13 protein-coding genes are annotated in these 16,406 nt (G+C 58.3%); all 13 read right to left on the reverse strand.

Annotation, left to right across the window (positions count from 1 at the left end):
- Positions 1 to 11 precede the first annotated feature (11 nt).
- Positions 12 to 878 carry a DUF4123 domain-containing protein gene (locus tag ACSQ87_RS15940; RefSeq protein ID WP_223432754.1) on the reverse strand — a complete coding sequence of 289 codons (867 nt, stop codon included), beginning with the start codon at positions 876 to 878 and terminating at the stop codon, positions 12 to 14.
- On the reverse strand, positions 869 to 2,917 hold the full coding sequence (locus tag ACSQ87_RS15945; RefSeq protein WP_436273797.1) for a type VI secretion system tip protein VgrG: 2,049 nt from the start codon (positions 2,915 to 2,917) through the stop codon (positions 869 to 871). The genes ACSQ87_RS15940 and ACSQ87_RS15945 overlap by 10 nt, the downstream gene beginning before the upstream one ends.
- A gap of 288 nt (positions 2,918 to 3,205) precedes the next feature.
- On the reverse strand, positions 3,206 to 4,150 hold the full coding sequence (locus ACSQ87_RS15950) for a carbohydrate kinase family protein (RefSeq protein WP_223431078.1): 945 nt from the start codon (positions 4,148 to 4,150) through the stop codon (positions 3,206 to 3,208).
- A gap of 13 nt (positions 4,151 to 4,163) precedes the next feature.
- Positions 4,164 to 5,660: a xylulokinase gene (gene xylB / locus ACSQ87_RS15955; RefSeq protein ID WP_223431077.1), complete on the reverse strand. Its 1,497-nt coding sequence runs from the start codon at positions 5,658 to 5,660 to the stop codon at positions 4,164 to 4,166.
- 227 nt (positions 5,661 to 5,887) lie between these two features.
- Positions 5,888 to 7,360, reverse strand: a complete 1,473-nt coding sequence (locus ACSQ87_RS15960; protein WP_223431076.1) for a mannitol dehydrogenase family protein — start codon at positions 7,358 to 7,360, stop codon at positions 5,888 to 5,890.
- Positions 7,361 to 7,376: 16 nt separating this feature from the next.
- Positions 7,377 to 8,480, reverse strand: coding sequence for an ABC transporter ATP-binding protein (locus ACSQ87_RS15965; protein WP_095129878.1), 1,104 nt, complete (start codon positions 8,478 to 8,480; stop codon positions 7,377 to 7,379).
- A gap of 33 nt (positions 8,481 to 8,513) precedes the next feature.
- Positions 8,514 to 9,344, reverse strand: a complete 831-nt coding sequence (locus ACSQ87_RS15970) for a carbohydrate ABC transporter permease (protein WP_046047128.1) — start codon at positions 9,342 to 9,344, stop codon at positions 8,514 to 8,516.
- 10 nt (positions 9,345 to 9,354) lie between these two features.
- A complete protein-coding gene (locus ACSQ87_RS15975) occupies positions 9,355 to 10,281 on the reverse strand; it encodes a carbohydrate ABC transporter permease (RefSeq protein WP_046055095.1) in 927 nt (308 codons plus the stop codon).
- A 94-nt stretch (positions 10,282 to 10,375) separates the two neighbouring features.
- Entirely contained in the window at positions 10,376 to 11,686 is a 1,311-nt protein-coding gene (locus ACSQ87_RS15980; protein ID WP_436273798.1) for an ABC transporter substrate-binding protein, read from the reverse strand.
- Between the two features lie 320 nt (positions 11,687 to 12,006).
- On the reverse strand, positions 12,007 to 12,912 hold the full coding sequence (locus tag ACSQ87_RS15985) for an AraC family transcriptional regulator (RefSeq protein WP_223431074.1): 906 nt from the start codon (positions 12,910 to 12,912) through the stop codon (positions 12,007 to 12,009).
- Between the two features lie 79 nt (positions 12,913 to 12,991).
- Positions 12,992 to 13,873: a phospholipase gene (locus ACSQ87_RS15990; RefSeq protein WP_223431073.1), complete on the reverse strand. Its 882-nt coding sequence runs from the start codon at positions 13,871 to 13,873 to the stop codon at positions 12,992 to 12,994.
- 146 nt (positions 13,874 to 14,019) lie between these two features.
- Entirely contained in the window at positions 14,020 to 14,883 is an 864-nt protein-coding gene (locus tag ACSQ87_RS15995) for a phospholipase (RefSeq protein WP_223431072.1), read from the reverse strand.
- A 149-nt stretch (positions 14,884 to 15,032) separates the two neighbouring features.
- Entirely contained in the window at positions 15,033 to 16,328 is a 1,296-nt protein-coding gene (locus ACSQ87_RS16000; protein WP_223431071.1) for a glycosyltransferase, read from the reverse strand.
- Positions 16,329 to 16,406 lie beyond the last annotated feature (78 nt).

The raw sequence follows: 16,406 nt of genomic DNA on the forward strand, positions 1-16,406 counted from the left end.
TTGCGTCGGGTTCATTGGGGATTGGCGGATGCTGTTTGCATCAGCTGCTCAACCTTGATGAACGACTCTTCCCTGGATTGCAGGATGGCCATTGCTTCTGGCCGTGTTTCAAGCAGCGGTCCGTCGACGACAGAGGCGAGCTTGAGCAAATGGTCACCTTCGTAGATGTTGTTTTTGAGCAAAAGGTCCAGGTTCTCGGCAATTTCATTGATCCGATCATCAGCGGGCTCACCGAACGCGGCATATTGCTCATCGACCCAATACAACCACCCCAGTCGCGCTTGAATCTTTGCTGCGTTGTCGGGAAGGTTGAACGCCGGGCCATCGCCACGCCACTTCAGTTCCGATTTCGCCGTCCACGACAGCCACGCGCCACGCTCTTTGCCGAAGTGGCTCGGGGCAGGGCTGTACACCGCTTGCCAAGGACCGAACAATTGAATGGACGCGTCACCTGCGGTGTAGGCCAACGCAGCCCAGAGGCTCGGTTTGTGATAGCTCAGCAGGCTTTGGCCGCCGGAACCGTCGTTGGCTCGTAGCAACCAGCGCGCGTGTGCGAGGGCCTGAGTGGCGTCTTCTGCGACCAGGGCAATGCCCGAGTGGTTTTCTTCGCACAATCGCGTGGCTTCGACTGCCAACCGGCTGCCCCAAGGTGCTGTGAGCCAGAGTGGACCTTCATTGGCGATTTCCGCAAAGTCAGTGCTGCTGAACAAGGCTTGTGCATTCATCGGTTCGCCGATGCGATACAGACGCGACATCGCCTCGGGTTGGCGTGCGCGATCGATGATGAAACACAGGACCTGACTGGACTGTTCCCTGGGCAGCGACTCGAATCCATAACGAGGTGCGGCCAGCAGGGTGTTCATGGCGGTTACATGCATGTGCAATCCTTACGGCTGCAGGCGCCGTTGCTCTGTTTGCCGCACAACGGCGTAATGCCCGACTCATTGAGACGACTGGGGAGAGGCGCTTTGCCCGCGACATCCGCATCCGCGACCTTCATCGGCCCCGGCAACAATGGCGCAGCAGGCGTCCCCGACCCCGGCCCACCCCCCGAGTTAACCTTGACTTGCGCACCACTGATCGTGACACCCCCCGCGTCAATCTTCACAAAGCTCCCGCCAGCCTTGGCCGTCAGCTCCATGCCACCCTCAACCACAACCTTTTCCCCAGCGTTGTAGTGAATCTCCTGACCCGCCTCAACAAACTGCGCCGTCCCCACCTTCACATGCTGAGTCACGGCAACCGTCAGGTGATCATTAGCCCGGGTCTCCGTCTTGCGATCCAGATGGGTAATCCGATGTTCTTCAACCTTGAACTCACTGAAAACATTGGCCTCAACGGTGTCGTGGCGCTCATTGCCGATGCGGATCTTCTGGTCATGCTCAATGTTTTCATCCCAATCGCGCTGGGCATGCAGGTAGATCTGTTCCGCGCCTTTCTTGTCTTCAATCCGAAACTCGTTGTAACCATTGCCGCCCGGAGAGCTCAGGGTCTTGAAGGTGCTGCGGGTCTTGTTCGCCGGCAGGTCGTACGGGACGATGTTTTCCTTGTGGTACAGGCAGCCGGTGATCAGCGGTTGGTCGGGGTCGCCTTCCATAAACGACACCAGTACTTCCATGCCGATGCGCGGGATGGCGATGCCGCCGTAGGCGTTGCCGGCCCAGCCGGTGGCGACGCGTAGCCAGCAACTGGTGTTGTCGTCGGCCTGGCCTTCGCGATCCCAGTGGAACTGGACTTTGACGCGACCGTATTGGTCGGTGTGGATTTCTTCGCCCTTGGGGCCGGTGACAATGGCGGTCTGACTGCCCAGGACTTTGGGTTTCGGGTGTTCGAGGGCAGGGCGGAAGTGCGCGTCCCACGGGGTGGCGAGGAAGCGGTTGCGGTAGCCCTGATGGAAATCGTCTTTGTTCTGGGTGACGTCGCTGGTGACGTTTGCACCGAGCACTTGCGGCTGTTTGCCTTCGTGCACCACTTCCAGCAGCAGCCAGAGGTCGTTCCACTCGGCGCGCGGGTGTTCGCTCAGGGCCAGGAAGTGGCCGCTGACCAGGGTTGGCTCGTCGCCTTTGCCTTCGGCAAGTTTGTAGTCGCTGCGATGGCGTTCCAGGGCGCGGGTTGCCAGTTGCTTGCCGCGTTCGCGGTCGGTGAAGCGGCCGGGGTAGTCGTAGTCTTCCAGGTCCGGGGCGAATTCGCTTTTGGCGGCGCCTTCGGGAAGGATGCGTGGTTTCTCGAAGTCGTAGTCGCGGCGGCTGACGCGGGTGGTGCGGGTTTCCAGGCGCAGGTTGAAGCGCTTGATCACCGGTTTCTCGGCGGCCATGCCGGAGTCTTGCTGGTAGGCCACGGGCGCGAGTTTGCGGAACACCGTCTGGTCATCGCCGAACACCAGTTTGTGGCCGCTGGCACTGTGCTGAAAGTGGAAGTGAATGCCTTCTTCTTCGCACAGGCGCTGGATGAAATGCAGGTCGGATTCGTCGTACTGCACGCAGTAATCGCGTTCCGGGTAGATCGCGCCGAGCTGGAAGCTGTAGGCGTCGGCCAGAATGCCGCGCGCTTCGAGGACCTGCGCGATGATCTTCGGCACACTTAAATGCTGGAAAATCTGCTGGTCATGGTTGTGGCGCAGGCAGGCGAGTTGCGGCACCAGGCTGATGCTGTAACGGGTCAGGCTTTTGCCGGAGTCGCCTTGCTCGATGCGATACACCAAGCCGTGGATGATGCCTTTGCCGGTGGCGCCGAAGGTCAGGCAGCCGGGCTTGTGCAGCAACTCTTCGAGATTCAGGTCGGGGCGCGCGCTGACCAGTTCGATGTCGAAGCAGAACGGCTGATTGAGGGTTTCGCGACCGACGAAGCTGAGTACCTGAAGGTCAACGGAAACGCCTTCCAGCGTCAGGGAAATATGGGTTGCGTTCGCGTCCAGCATGCCTTTAATTCCGTCCTTTGAATAAGCTGGGGCGGATGGTGCAGGATTAAAGCGCCTCGTTCAAGGAAACGAGCCGTCATTTACCGACTAAAGTCGTCTGTAGCCAGTAACAGCCTTCTGCTCTTATTGCCGCTCACCCCCGTGTTCTTATCCTCGTTCTCCAGTCAATCGACTCCAGCGTCGGAAGATTAGCGGTGTAAGTGACACCGCCTTCGCGAGCAAGCCCGCTCCCACATTCGACCGCGATCCAATGTGGGAGCGGGCTTGCTCGCGAAGAGGCCATCAGCCTCAGCGAAGATCCAACTGATGGCGATACGGCAAATCCGGCCCGGTCTTGCTGCAGGTCAGCGCCGCGGCTTGTACTGCAAATTTGAGCATGGCGTCGATCTGCTCGCGGCCGAGCGATTGCACGCCCTCAACCGAATCCAGCTGCTGCTCCGTCAGCCAGGTAATCAGCGCTGCCTGGAACGTATCGCCAGCGCCCACGGTGTCGGCGATTTTCACTGAACTCGCCGGTACCGACCAGGAGCCATGCAGACGGCTGAATACCGCCGCCCCCTCGCCACCACGGGTCAGAAACACCAACTGACAGCGATGCTGCAGCCAGCCTTCAATTACCCGTTGCGGATCCTGTTCGGGGTACAACAGGCTCAAATCCTCATCGCTGACTTTGATCAGGTCGGCCAGCTCAACCAAGGTGGCAATTCGCGAGCGCCACAGGTCGATATTCGGCTCAGGATTGAGCCGCACGTTGGGGTCAAGGCTAATCAAGCGTTTACCGCTTTCCCGCTGTACCAATGCCAACAGCGTGTCGGCAATCGGTTGCACCACCAGCGAAAAAGAGCCGATGTGCAAGCCGCGCACCTCAGGTCCCAGTTCCGGCAGATGCTCGGTTTTCAGCTGACGATCCGCGCAGCCTTCACCCCGGAAACTGTAATGAGGTGAACCATTGGCACCGACGGCAACCATTGCCAGGGTCGTAGGTGCGGCGAAATCCACCAGGTAATCCGGGCGCACGCCTTCATCCTGCAACACCTGCTGCAAGCGCCGGCCGAGGTAGTCGGTGGACAGGCCGGCAAACAGCGCCGCGTCCACGCCCAAACGGCGCAAACCCACCGCCACGTTGAACGGCGAGCCGCCGGCAATCGCCTTGAAATTCACTTTTGAAGCCAGGCCGCTGGCGTCGTCTTCACTGAAGAAATCGAACAGCGCTTCGCCACACACCAGGTACATAGTTATTCACTCTTCAAAGGGTTGCGACATGCTGTTGATAGCGTTCGTAGGCCTGCTGACAGGCCACCACATTGTCTGCGATCGGCAAGGTTTCGCTGGCTGGATCGAGTTTCACGCAACGCTCGCAAAGGTCCGCGAGGCTGTCTTCATGCCCGTTTGCCCAGGACTTGCACCACGCCGCCTGAATCGCGGCGCCGAGGGCCGCGGCTTCGCTTTGTTCGGTGCAGATCACCGGCGTGTTCATGATGTCAGCGACGATCTGCCGCCACACCGGGCTTTTCGAGCCGCCGCCGATCAGGCAGATGCTGCGGCTTTGTAAGCCATTCTGGCGCAGCAGGTCCAGTCCATAACGCAAACCGAAGGTCGTGCCTTCGACCACCGCGCGGCACAGGTTGGCCTGAGTCAGGTTGCTCATCGTCAGCCCCAACAGACTGCCGGTCGCATGGGGCAGGGGGGGGACGCGCTCGCCGTTGAGGAACGGCAGCATGCACACACCTTCGGCACCGATGGGTGCTTGCGCGACGAGGCCGTTGAACTGTTCGATATCCAGCTCGAACAACTCGCGAATCACCCCGGTCGCGTTGGTCAGGTTCATGGTGCAGATCAACGGCAGCCAGCCACCGCTGGAGGAGCAGAACGTTGCGACGCAAGCGTCCGGACTGACCTTCGGTTGATCCGCATAGGCGTACACCGTCCCCGATGAACCGAGACTCATGGTGATAGCGCCGGGCTTGATGTTGCCGGTGCCGATGGCGCCCATCATGTTGTCGCCCCCGCCGCTGGACACCAGCGCCTGCGGGTTGATGCCCAGGTGTTCGGCGATGCTCGGCAGGATCGTGCCGACGGCTCGGTGGGCGTCGATCAGCTCGGGCAGTGCGGCTTGCAGTCGCCCGGTGGCATCGATGTCACGCAGCAACTGCAAATCCCACTGGCGGCTGCGCACATTGAAGTAACCGGTGCCCGAGGCGTCGCCGTACTCGCTGCAACTGCGCCCGGTGAGCCAATAGTTGAGGTAGTCGTGGGGCAGCAGGATGCGCGCGATGCGAGCGAAAATCTGTGGATGTTGTTCTTTGGTCCAGAGCAGTTTTGAGACGGTGTAGCCCGGCGCGATCACAACGCCGAGGCGTTCCAGGGAGCCTTTTTCACCACCCAGATGGGCAAGCAGACGGTCGTTTTCCGGGGTGGATTCGGTGTCACACCAGAGTTTGGCCGGACGCAGCACCTGGCCCTGATCGTCGAGCAGCACCAACCCGTGTTGCTGGCCGGAAACGCCGATGCCGAGGATGTCCTGGCCGTCGACCTTGGCCGCGAGCAAAGCACGGCGGGTGGCCAGCGCGAAGGCCTCCAGCCATTGCGAGGTGTCTTGCTCGCGGCGGCCGTTGGCGCCACTGATCAGGCTGTGCGCGGCGGCACCCTGGCCCAGCACCTGACCGCTGACGGCGTCGAGGATGATGGCTTTGGTGCCTTGGGTGCCGCAGTCGATGCCGAGGAATAGTTGTTGGTTTGCCATGGGCGGTCCTGCTGGTTTGTAACGTTAATCTGAAAACCACCCCTCACCCCAGCCCTCTCCCCAGAGGGGAGAGGGGGAAAGGGGGCCGATCTTTATGCTGTTCAAAATCTGAATTCGGCTCGGTATTTTCAGGTCGCAATATTTCTCGCAAACACCTCGGTCAGTCCCCTCTACCCCCTGGGGAGAGGGCTAGGGTGAGGGGTGGTTCCCTCTGACACTCAACCAATCTAGGCCAATACCCGCTCAAGGGTTTTTGTCACCCCAACATCCCGCAAGCTGTTACAGCACCATTCAAACGCCGCCACAAACTCGGGCGAATGCGGAATCGCCGTACCAAAAATCTCCTCAACCTCCAACAAGCGCTGCGTGATCAACGCATCATCCGCCACCAATGCCTGACAAAACGCCGCCCGCGGATCAGGAATGCTGTAGGTATCGCCATTCTCATCCACGCCCTTCAAATACAACGCCCAAGCCGCTACTACTAATGCCGTCCGCTTGGTCTCCTGCCCATCAGCAATCAAGCGATTGATCGTCGGCACCGTGAACTTGGGAAACTTCGACGAACCGTCCGAACACACGCGCTCCAGCTGATCGGCAATCGCCTGGTTGGAGAAGCGCGCCTCCAGCGTGTTCTTGTACTCGGTCAGGTCAATCCCCGGCACGGGCGACAGTTGCGGGGTCACGTCCAGGTCCATGTAGGCACGCATGTAGCGCACGAACAGCGGATCGTTCATGGTTTCGTGAACGAAGCGGTAACCCTTCAAAAAACCCAGATAAGTGAGCGCCAGGTGACTGCCGTTGAGCAGTTTGATCTTCATCTCTTCATAAGGCGTGACGTCGTCGGTGAACTGCACGCCGACCTTTTCCCAGGCCGGACGACCGTTGACGAACTTGTCCTCCAGCACCCATTGCACGAAGGGTTCGCAGACCACCGGCCAGGCATCGTCGATAGCGTGTTTATCGTGCAATTGCAGCTTGTGTTCGGTGCTGGTCATCGGCGTGATGCGGTCGACCATCGCGTTCGGAAAACTGACATTGCTGGCGATCCAGTCCCGCAGATCGGCATCGCGCAGGGCGGCGAAAGCCAGTAACGCTTTTCGAGTGACCGCGCCGTTGTGCGGCAGGTTATCGCAGGACATCAAGGTGAATGCGGGCGTGCCGGTTGCACGCCGTTTGGCCAACGCGGCGCAGAGATAACCGAACACGGTTTTCGGTGCGCTCGGGTGTGCCAGGTCGTGCTGGATTTGCGGCAGCTGGGCCATGAACTCGCCGTTGCTGTCGTCGATGCAGTAGCCGCCTTCAGTAATGGTCAGCGAAACGATACGGATCTCGGGGCTGGCGAGTTTGTCGATCAGCGCTTGCGCGCCGTCTTCGGCCAGCAGCATGTCGCGAATCGCGCCAATCACCCGAACTTCGGTGTCGTCGGTATCACCGAGTTCGAACAGGGTGAAGAGGAAATCCTGTTCTTTGAGATCGTCCCGGGCGCGGCGGTCTTCGGCGCGCAGGCCGACGCCGCAAATCGCCCAGTCCAGACCTTCGCCGGTATTCATCAACGCGTCGGTGTAATACGCCTGATGGGCGCGGTGGAAACCGCCGACGCCAATGTGCGCGATGCCTTGACGCGTGTCGCTCAGGGCGTAGGCGGGCAGGACCACCTCGGGAGCGAGGCGATTGAGGTTCTGTTTGTTCAGTTTCATCACATGCACTCTAAAATCAGGCCGCAGCGCGCAACGGGCGGGTCAGCGCCACGCCGTCGGCATCGAATAAATGGCAGTGTTCGGCGTCCAGGTGCAGGCTCAGCGACTCGCCATAACGGCTGGCCAGATCGCCGCGAACACGCATGGTCAAGGCTTCGCCGGACGAGGTCACCACGTGGCAGAAGGTGTCGCTGCCCAGGCGTTCGCTGACGTCGGCGGTGACCTGCAAGGTGCAGTCGCCGGTTTGCGCGAGATTCAGGTGTTCCGGGCGAATGCCCAGGGTCACCGCACCACCGACGCTCAGGTTGGCGCCGCTCAGCGGCAACGTGATGCGGGTGCCGGCGTTCAGCAGCACTTCGCAGCTCTGGCTTTCGACGCGGGTGACTTTGCCCTTGAGGAAGCCCATTTTTGGGGTGCCCAGGAACCCGGCGACAAACAGGTTGGCCGGCTGGTGATACAGATCAAGTGGCGAGCCGACTTGTTCGACTTTGCCGCCATTGAGTACGACAACCTTGTCGGCCATGGTCATGGCTTCGACCTGATCGTGGGTCACGTAGATCATCGTGGCTTGCAGTTCTTTGTGCAGTCGCAACAGTTCCAGGCGCATCTGAACGCGCAGGGCGGCGTCGAGGTTGGACAGTGGCTCGTCGAACAGGAAGATCTTCGGATTGCGCACTATGGCGCGGCCGATGGCCACGCGCTGACGCTGTCCGCCGGACAACTGTTTCGGTTTACGTTCGAGCATCGGCCCGAGTTCGAGGATGCGTGCCGCTTCACCGACTTTCTTCTCGACTTCGGCTTTCGGTACGCCGGCCAGGTCGAGGGCAAACGACATGTTTTTGCGCACGCTCATGTGCGGGTACAGGGCGTAGGTCTGGAACACCATCGCCAGGTCGCGCTTGGCGGGACTGACTTCGGTGATGTCGCGGCCATCGAGTTCGATGGTGCCGCCGCTGACTTCTTCCAGGCCGGCAATCAGGCGCAGCAGGGTGGATTTGCCGCAGCCCGACGGACCGACGAACACCACGAACTCGCGGTCGTTCACTTCCAGGTCGATGCCTTTGATGATGGAAAAGCCTTCGAAGCCTTTTTGCAGATTCTTGATTTTCAGGTTGGCCATGGTGGCGCTCCTTTTGTGCTTATTCTTTGAGGGCTATTTCACGGCGCCGAACGACAGGCCGCGGACCAATTGTTTCTGGCTGATCCAGCCGAAGATCAGGATCGGCGCGCAGGCCAGGGTCGACACCGCCGACAACTTGGCCCAGAACAGACCTTCGGGACTTGAGTAGGAGGCAATCAATGCGGTCAACGGTGCGGCTTTCGACGAGGTCAGGTTCAAGGACCAGAACGCCTCGTTCCAGCACAGGATCAGCGACAGCAACACCGTGGACGCCAGCCCGCCCTTGGCAATCGGCAGCAGCACCCGGACCATTTCCTGCCACAGCGTGGCACCGTCGAGGCGCGCGGCTTCGAGGATGTCTTTGGGGATGTCTTTGAAGTAGGTGTAAATCATCCAGACCACGATCGGCAGGTTGATCAGCGTGTAGATCACGATCAGTGCGATCCGCGTGTCCAGCAGGCCGAAGCTCTTGGCCAGCAGGTAGATCGGCATCAGCACGCCCACCGGAGGCAGCATCTTGGTGGAGAGCATCCACAGCAGCGTGCCTTTGGTGCGCTGGGTTTCGTAGAACGCCATCGAGTACGCCGCCGGCACCGCGATCAGCAGGCACAGAGCCGTAGCGCTGAAGGAAATCACCACCGAGTTCCAGGCGAAGCTGAAGTAGTCGCTGCGCTCGTTGATGTGCAGGTAGTTCTCCAGCGTGGGCGTGAAGATGAACTGCGGCGGCGTGGCGAACGCATCGATTTCGGTTTTGAAACTGGTCATCACCATCCAGAAGATCGGGAAGAAGATCAGGATCGCGATGGCCCAGGCCAAGGTGCCGAGCAGCAGGCTTTGCAGACGGCGGGATTGTTGAAGGGTCATGGCGCAGGCCTCAGGCTTTGTCTGTCAGGTTTTTGCCGATCATGCGCACCAGCACGATGGCTGCGATGTTGGCGATCACCACCGCGATCAAGCCACCGGCGGACGCCATGCCGACGTCGAACTGCACCAGCGCCTGGTTGTAGATCAGGTAGGCGAGGTTGGTCGAGGCGTAGCCGGGGCCGCCGTTGGTGGTGGTGAAGATTTCGGCGAACACCGAGAGCAGGAAGATAGTTTCGATCATCACCACTACGGCAATCGGTCGTGCCAGGTGCGGCAGGGTCAGGTGCCAGAAAATCGCAATCGGCCCGGCACCGTCGAGGCGCGCGGCTTCTTTCTGTTCCTGGTCGAGGGACTGCATGGCGGTCATCAGGATCAGGATCGCGAAGGGCAGCCATTGCCAGGACACAATGATGATGATCGACAGCAGCGGGTAGTGCGCCAGCCAGTCCACCGGCTGCGCGCCGAACAACTTCCAGACGTAGGCGAGAATCCCCGACACCGGATGGAAAATCAGGTTCTTCCAGATCAGCGCACCGACGGTGGGCATGATGAAGAACGGCGAAATCAACATCACCCGCACGATGCCGCGACCGAGAAACTCACTGGCCTCCAGCAGCGCACTGATCAACACGCCGAACACCACGCTGATCAGCAGCACGCTGCCGACCAGCAACAAGGTGTTGGTAGCGCCGGGCAGGAAACCCGAGTCGCTGAGGAAGTAGCTGAAGTTCTCCAGCCCGACGAACTCGTTTTCACCGGGATAGAGCAGGTTGTAGCGGATCAGCGAGAAGTAAACGGTCATGCCCAGCGGCACGATCATCCACAGCAGCAACAATGCCACCGAGGGGCTGACCAGAAACCAGCCGGGGTTGGCCAACCGGCTTTTACGCACCGGTTGGGGAATGTCCATGTGAGCTTTGGCAGTTGAAATATTCATGGCGATAGAACCGATAATGAACAGACAAATGAAGATCCAGTGTGGGAGCGGGCTTGTGTGGCGAGGGAGCCCGCTCCCACATGGGTTGCGCGGGTTACTTGGGGTAACCGGCGCGCTTCATTTCACGTTCGGTGGTTGACTGGGCAGCGGTCAGGGCCTGGTCGACCGTGGTCTGGCCGATCAGCGCTGCCGAGAACAATTTGCCGACCTGGGTTCCCACGGCCTGGAATTCAGGAATGGTCACCAACTGGATGCCGATGTACGGCACGGGCTTGAGAGTCGGCTTGCTCGGGTCCGCGGCTTTCAGGGATTCAAGGGTCACTTTGGCGAACGGCGCAGCCTTCATGTACTCATCGCTGTACGTCGAAGCGCGAGTACCTGGCGGTACGTTGGCAATGCCGTCTTTCTCGGCAACCAAAGCGCCATATTCCTTGGAAGTGGCCCAGGCGCTGAAGGTTTTCGCGGCGTCCTTGGCCTTGGAACTGGTCGGAATTGCCAGCGCCCAGGAATACAACCAGGCCGAGCCTTTGTCCGTGGTTTCGTGCGGAGCGTAGGTGAAGCCGACGTGGTCGCTGACCTTGCTTTGGGTTTTGTCGGTGACGAAGGAACCGGCGACGCTGGCATCGACCCAGATCGCGCACTTGCCGCTGTTGAACAGCGCCAGGTTTTCGTTGAAGCCGTTGCTCGACGCACCCGGCGGGCCGGATCTTTTCATGGTGTCGACGTAGAAGTTCAGCGCGTTTTTCCACTCGGGGCCGATGAATTCCGGTTTCCACTGCTCATCGAACCAGCGCGCACCATAGGCATTGGCGACGGTGGTGATCAGCGCCATGTTCTCGCCCCAGCCGGCCTTGCCGCGCAGGCAAATGCCGTACTGTTCTTTATCCTTATTGGTGAGTTTGCTGGCGAAGTCGCTGATCTGGGTCCAGGTCGGGTGCTCGGGCATGGTCAACCCGGCCTCCTTGAACAGATCGGTGCGGTAATAGGTGATGGAGCTTTCGGCGTAGAAGGGCAAGGCATACAGCGAACCCTTGACCGACAGGCCTTCACGCACCGATGGGAACACGTCGTCGAGGGCGTAACTGGCCGGCAAGTCCTTCATCGGCTCCAGCCAACCTTTGGCGCCCCAGAGTGCGGCTTCGTACATGCCAATGGTCAGTACATCGAACTGTCCGCCCTGAGTGGCGATGTCGGTGGTCAGGCGTTGGCGCAGGACATTTTCTTCCAGCACCACCCAATTGAGCTTGATGTCCGGATGCTCGGCCTCGAAGGTTTTCGAGAGTTTTTGCATGCGGATCATGTCGCTGTTGTTGACGGTGGCGATGGTCAGGGTCTGGGCGCCGAGGCTGACGCTGCTGAGGGTCATGCAGGTGAGGGCAAGCAGAGCTTTTACAGAAGGTTGCATCGTGCACTCCTTTTCTGCACCCGACGGGTTACAGAAGGACAGTTATTGTTTTTGTGTCTTCCGACGGCAGGAAGAATGTGCACTGATTACAGCCTTCAATTGATGACGTGACAAATCATCCATCGCACTTGGATCGATACTATTTTGCACTGAGGTTTGGAGGGAGAGGTGCAGGGAACGGCTTTTTAGCGGTTAGACCCTATGGATTCCGTACAGGTTTTCGGGCTCCAAGATCAAAAGATCGCAGGCTTCGCCAGCTCCTACATTCGAATGCGATCCCCTGTAGGAGCTGGCGAAGCCTGCGATCTTTTGATCTTTCTTTACCCGAGATTTTGCTCGGTCAGCCGTTGCACCGCCAACCGCCGGTAGTGCGACGGCGTCATGCCCTTGAGTTGCTGAAACCGCCGATTGAAGTTGGAAATATTGTTGAAGCCCGACTCGAAACACACGTCGGTTACCGGTTTGTTGCCATCGGCCAGCAGCTCGCAGGATTTGCTGATGCGCAGGCGATTGACGAACTCGATGAAGCAGCGGCCAGTGGCTTGCTTGAACACTCGGCTGAAATAAGTCGACTTCATGCCCAAGTGCTCGGCGACTTCTTCCAGCGGCAGTTCCCGAGCGTAATGCGCAAAGATGTAATCCACCGCCCGGTTGGTGCGATCGATATTGTGCTCGTCGGCCAATTGCGGCGTCGTGGCCCCGGACAGCAACTGATAGTCGTCAGAAGCCGCCAGCAACTCCAACAGAATGAAAAAGTGTCCGAGGCGCGTCACGCCTTGGGTATCGGCGATGCGCTGCATCAAGGTCATGGCCTGGCGGATGGTGCGCTTGCAGCGAAACTCGATGCCGTACTGGGCGCGCTCCAACAGCGGCGCCAGCGTTTTGAGCTCGGCAAACACCAAGTGGCCGCTGTCGAATAACTCATCCGTGAAGTTGACCAGCATGTCGCGCTTGGGCACCACTTCGTCTTCGGCCACCTGGCTGATCCAGTTGTGGGGCAGGTTGGGGCCGGTGAGGAATAGCGATTCTGGATAGAAGTTACCGATGTAGTCGCCGATGAACACTTTGCCGGAGCTGGCGACGATCAGGTGCAGTTCGTATTCCTTGTGAAAATGCCAACGCACCAACGGGCAAGGAAAACCGTGCTGGCGGTAGATGATGGACAACCCGTTGTGGTCGTCCATCAGTTCGTAGGAGGGGTCTGTCACGCGGGCTGTTCGGGTCATGTCAGGGCGCTTTTCTTGTTATCGCTGTCGGATCATGCCTCTTTTGGCGCCTGCTGTGCCAGCCTGCCACGACTTTCGCTTAGGCCCGCTGGTGCAACCTGTCTCCGTAAATCGCTTTCATGCTGGTGGCGCTCCAGCAGTAGCGGACAATATCCGCCTCGTCAAAAAAATCTGTGCTGATAATACTGCAACGGGTGACCCAGTCGCGGGTGGTGTGGAACCAGTCGTTGATTTGGTTTTTGATGTGCTGCGGGCCACCCAACAGCGAATAGCACGTCGCCGGCAAAGACCAGAGAAATGTATCGTAAGGCGCCCCCACAAGGGTGGTCTGGATATGCGATTGCAGATCGCTGGTGTCGGTGAATACCTTGCCGTTCCATTTGTGAGGTATATACGGCCAGAAATACTCACGGTCCAGCCCGGGCTTCGTCTGCGCTGCCATGACAATGCGGCGCTGCGAGCTGGCGCGCTTGAGCTGTTCCACGGTACTGAGCGCATCCGAAGGACGGATCAAGCGCGAACCCAGGCTGCGCATCAGAAAATCATTGAATTGTTGGTAGTCGAAAGGCTTCGCTGCATCCCCTAACTGGTGGAAGTCGAGGACGATGAATTCGTCCGGGTTTCGGTCGAGGAATGTCGTCACCGCGTCGATCAGTTCATCAAAAATGCGGTGAGACTGATAGCCGTTGTGATGGAAGTAGAACACCGGTACTACCGGGCCGGCGGTACAGCCAAGCCGGATATCGAACGCCCGTGCACCGTTGGCCAGTTGCCAGGCAAATGAGTCGTTCTGGCACGTCGTCCAGTTGCCGAGCACCACCTCATAGTTTGGCGCTTTTTTGTCCATGCCGGCGTTGTGCGTGCCGGGCCAGACGATGTCGGTCAGCCTCAATCGGCCGATTTCCAGTGCGTTGCTCATCCATTTCTGTTTGTCGAGTGCGGTTGCTGTATTGCGGGTCATGACAGTTCCTTGTCGTTGATTCGCCCCATCCGTGGGGAGAAGAAGTTCATGTGTCGGATGTCATGACCCAGCATAGAAGTACGTGGCAGTATTGCCAGCGTCGGAAACACTTACACAAGAATAGCTATTTGATGGCGCGGAAATTGTTAATTTCGCTTGCTCGCTTTCGCCAGGTTTACAGTTCGGCAATAAGAGACAATGTTGGACTCTTCAATGAAATCGACATTGATGATGTTGCACTTTGACGCCCAGTCGCTTTTCTTCGGATCGAACCAGGAATTAAGCTCGTCATGGATATCCACGGGGCCACCGAGAGCGCTGTAACTGGTGGCGGAAAGCGACCACGGTTCCCATGTGCCCGGCGGGTATTTCAGCACATTAATAATGTGCTTTTCCAACTCCGCGGTATTGGTGATGCCGCTGCCAGACCATTTGTGCCCGATCTGCTCGTGAAATACATTTTGATCAAGCGCTCTGTTCCAAGGGGCCGCGACCAAAATTCTTTGCCTGGAGCTGATTTGTTTGAGTTGACGAAGACTCAGAGACCGGTTTTTGGTGGGGATAATGCGATCGCCGACGAGGAGCTCCATCAAGGTGTTGAAGTAAGCGAAATCAAACTGATCCCCCTTCAGTTCATGAAAGTCCAAGATAATGAATTCGTTGGGGTTCTCATCAAGGAATATTTCTACGTCGAATAGAAGGTTCCCCACGGTACGACCATTACGGTAACCGTTGTGATGAATGCAGTATTTTCCGGGTCCCAGCGCGTTGGCGTCGTACATTAAACGGATATCGAGCGCACGAGAACCGTGATTCAGTTGGGCATAAAACGATTCGTGCTGACAGGCCAGCCAGTGCGCGCCTGGAATCAGCGGCCAGGATGCTTTCCAATCGCTGCCCGCGTTATGAGTGCCTGGCAGCGTCAATTCGCAGAGCGACAATGTATCAATTGCCGGAGTAGCGCCCATCCAGTTGTTAAGTGTGTAATTATTCTGAACAAAGTTGTCCATTTAATGCGTCCTTGCATTGATTTATTGAGGAGTGGGTAGTTGGGCCGAACTTAACTGATCAAGTTAAGTTCGGTTGGGTATTTATAGAGGTGGTATTAGGCTTGGTCAATAACAGTGATAATGCAAAATGTTTGTTATTGGCGTAAGTGTTATAACGGATTTCGATTCTTCGCTTCAATCCATTGCGCCATGTATTGCGTACTTTTATGGTGGTGATGGCGCAACATGCTTCCCGTAAAGTTATCGCTTCTAAGTTGAGCCAGGTGTTGTTGGCAATACAACAACTTTTCGATCAGCGCCGGACCATGTTCCGATTGTCGATAACGATCGGCCAGCAATGTCTTCCCTTGGGATTGGGCGTCCGTCCACAGAGCCTCGTCCTTGTACAGCTGAACCGCGCAATCGGCGAACGCCTGTGCTGTGCGGGTCACAGCCCCCGGCCAGAGATGTTCGCCATGCATCGCTTCTGCGCCGATTGGCGTTGTGATCGTGGGCGTGCCACACAACATGGCGTCGACAATTTTGCCTTTGATGCCGGCACCGAAGCGTAGGGGGGCCAGGCAAATCCGTGCGCCAGACATGACTTTTAATGCATCTTCCGCCCAGTTCATTACATGAAAACCCTGGCCGGGGTTGTGCAACGCAGTCGCTTTGGGCGGTGTGTAAGCACCGTAAACGTGCAATTGAACCGTTGGCAGTTGTTGGCGGATCAGCGGCCAGATAGTGGTTTTCATCCAGAGCACCGCATCCCAGTTGGGCGCATGACGGAAGTTGCCGATGCTGAGAAAGTGCGCGCGGTTTTCAAAAGAAACCGGTGGCTCGCTCAGTAGATCGACCATCAGCGGGCACCAATGCAGCAAGTGGTGCGGCAGCTTGAATTGCTCGACCAGCAACTCGATCTCCACTTCGGAAACCATCAGATTCAAGTCGCAACGATAAATCGCTGCGATTTCCCGTTTAGCCAGATCGGTCTCGGCCATGAATTCGAACTCCTCACGTAACGCCGGCGCGAACAGTTCATTGAAGTCATTGGCGTCGTCACTAACCTTCAAGCGCTCCTTGAGGCGTTGATGGCGGGCATCTCGCAGGCTTTGCAGGTCGGAGGTTTCAAGCACGCGCAAGGCGTCGGGGCAGTGTTTCTCGACGCGCCAGCCGAACTGTTCTTCCATCATGAACCGATCGAACAGAACGATATCCGGGGCCAGTTCGCTGATGAACGTGTCGAAACTGCTGTTGTTCAATTCGATCGGGACTTCGCGAATACCCAAGACCGTCAGGTCTGCCCGGTGTTCACCGGTGCCGGCGGGGCTACTGAAAGTAATGTCCCAGCCTTGCTGCAAGAAGGTCTCGAGAATTTGCATCATGTGCCCGCCGGCCGCCGAAGAGCGGGGCTCGGGCCAGACGTAACCAATGACCAGGACTTTGGTGGAGGAGGGCTGACTCATGGGGCATTCCTTGATGCGGGCACTGGGCGTCGGAAAAGCGCGCAATTAAACCACAGTCAGTTGTTTCCATTCAGCCAA

The sequence above is a fragment of the Pseudomonas sp. LjRoot277 genome (assembly GCF_964253845.1).
Lineage (GTDB): Bacteria > Pseudomonadota > Gammaproteobacteria > Pseudomonadales > Pseudomonadaceae > Aquipseudomonas.

Excerpts from the sequence above, each read along its gene's own strand:
- ACSQ87_RS15940 (WP_223432754.1), bottom strand. The coding sequence starts at position 878 with ATGCATGTAACCGCCATGAACACCCTGCTGGCCGCACCTCGTTATGGA.
- ACSQ87_RS15975 (WP_046055095.1), bottom strand. The coding sequence starts at position 10,281 with ATGAATATTTCAACTGCCAAAGCTCACATGGACATTCCCCAACCGGTG.
- ACSQ87_RS16000 (WP_223431071.1), bottom strand. The coding sequence starts at position 16,328 with ATGAGTCAGCCCTCCTCCACCAAAGTCCTGGTCATTGGTTACGTCTGG.
- ACSQ87_RS15965 (WP_095129878.1), bottom strand. The coding sequence starts at position 8,480 with ATGGCCAACCTGAAAATCAAGAATCTGCAAAAAGGCTTCGAAGGCTTT.
- ACSQ87_RS15970 (WP_046047128.1), bottom strand. The coding sequence starts at position 9,344 with ATGACCCTTCAACAATCCCGCCGTCTGCAAAGCCTGCTGCTCGGCACC.
- ACSQ87_RS15945 (WP_436273797.1), bottom strand. The coding sequence starts at position 2,917 with ATGCTGGACGCGAACGCAACCCATATTTCCCTGACGCTGGAAGGCGTT.
- ACSQ87_RS15960 (WP_223431076.1), bottom strand. The coding sequence starts at position 7,360 with ATGAAACTGAACAAACAGAACCTCAATCGCCTCGCTCCCGAGGTGGTC.
- ACSQ87_RS15950 (WP_223431078.1), bottom strand. The coding sequence starts at position 4,150 with ATGTACCTGGTGTGTGGCGAAGCGCTGTTCGATTTCTTCAGTGAAGAC.
- ACSQ87_RS15985 (WP_223431074.1), bottom strand. The coding sequence starts at position 12,912 with ATGACCCGAACAGCCCGCGTGACAGACCCCTCCTACGAACTGATGGAC.
- ACSQ87_RS15980 (WP_436273798.1), bottom strand. The coding sequence starts at position 11,686 with ATGCAACCTTCTGTAAAAGCTCTGCTTGCCCTCACCTGCATGACCCTC.
- xylB (WP_223431077.1), bottom strand. The coding sequence starts at position 5,660 with ATGGCAAACCAACAACTATTCCTCGGCATCGACTGCGGCACCCAAGGC.
- ACSQ87_RS15990 (WP_223431073.1), bottom strand. The coding sequence starts at position 13,873 with ATGACCCGCAATACAGCAACCGCACTCGACAAACAGAAATGGATGAGC.
- ACSQ87_RS15995 (WP_223431072.1), bottom strand. The coding sequence starts at position 14,883 with ATGGACAACTTTGTTCAGAATAATTACACACTTAACAACTGGATGGGC.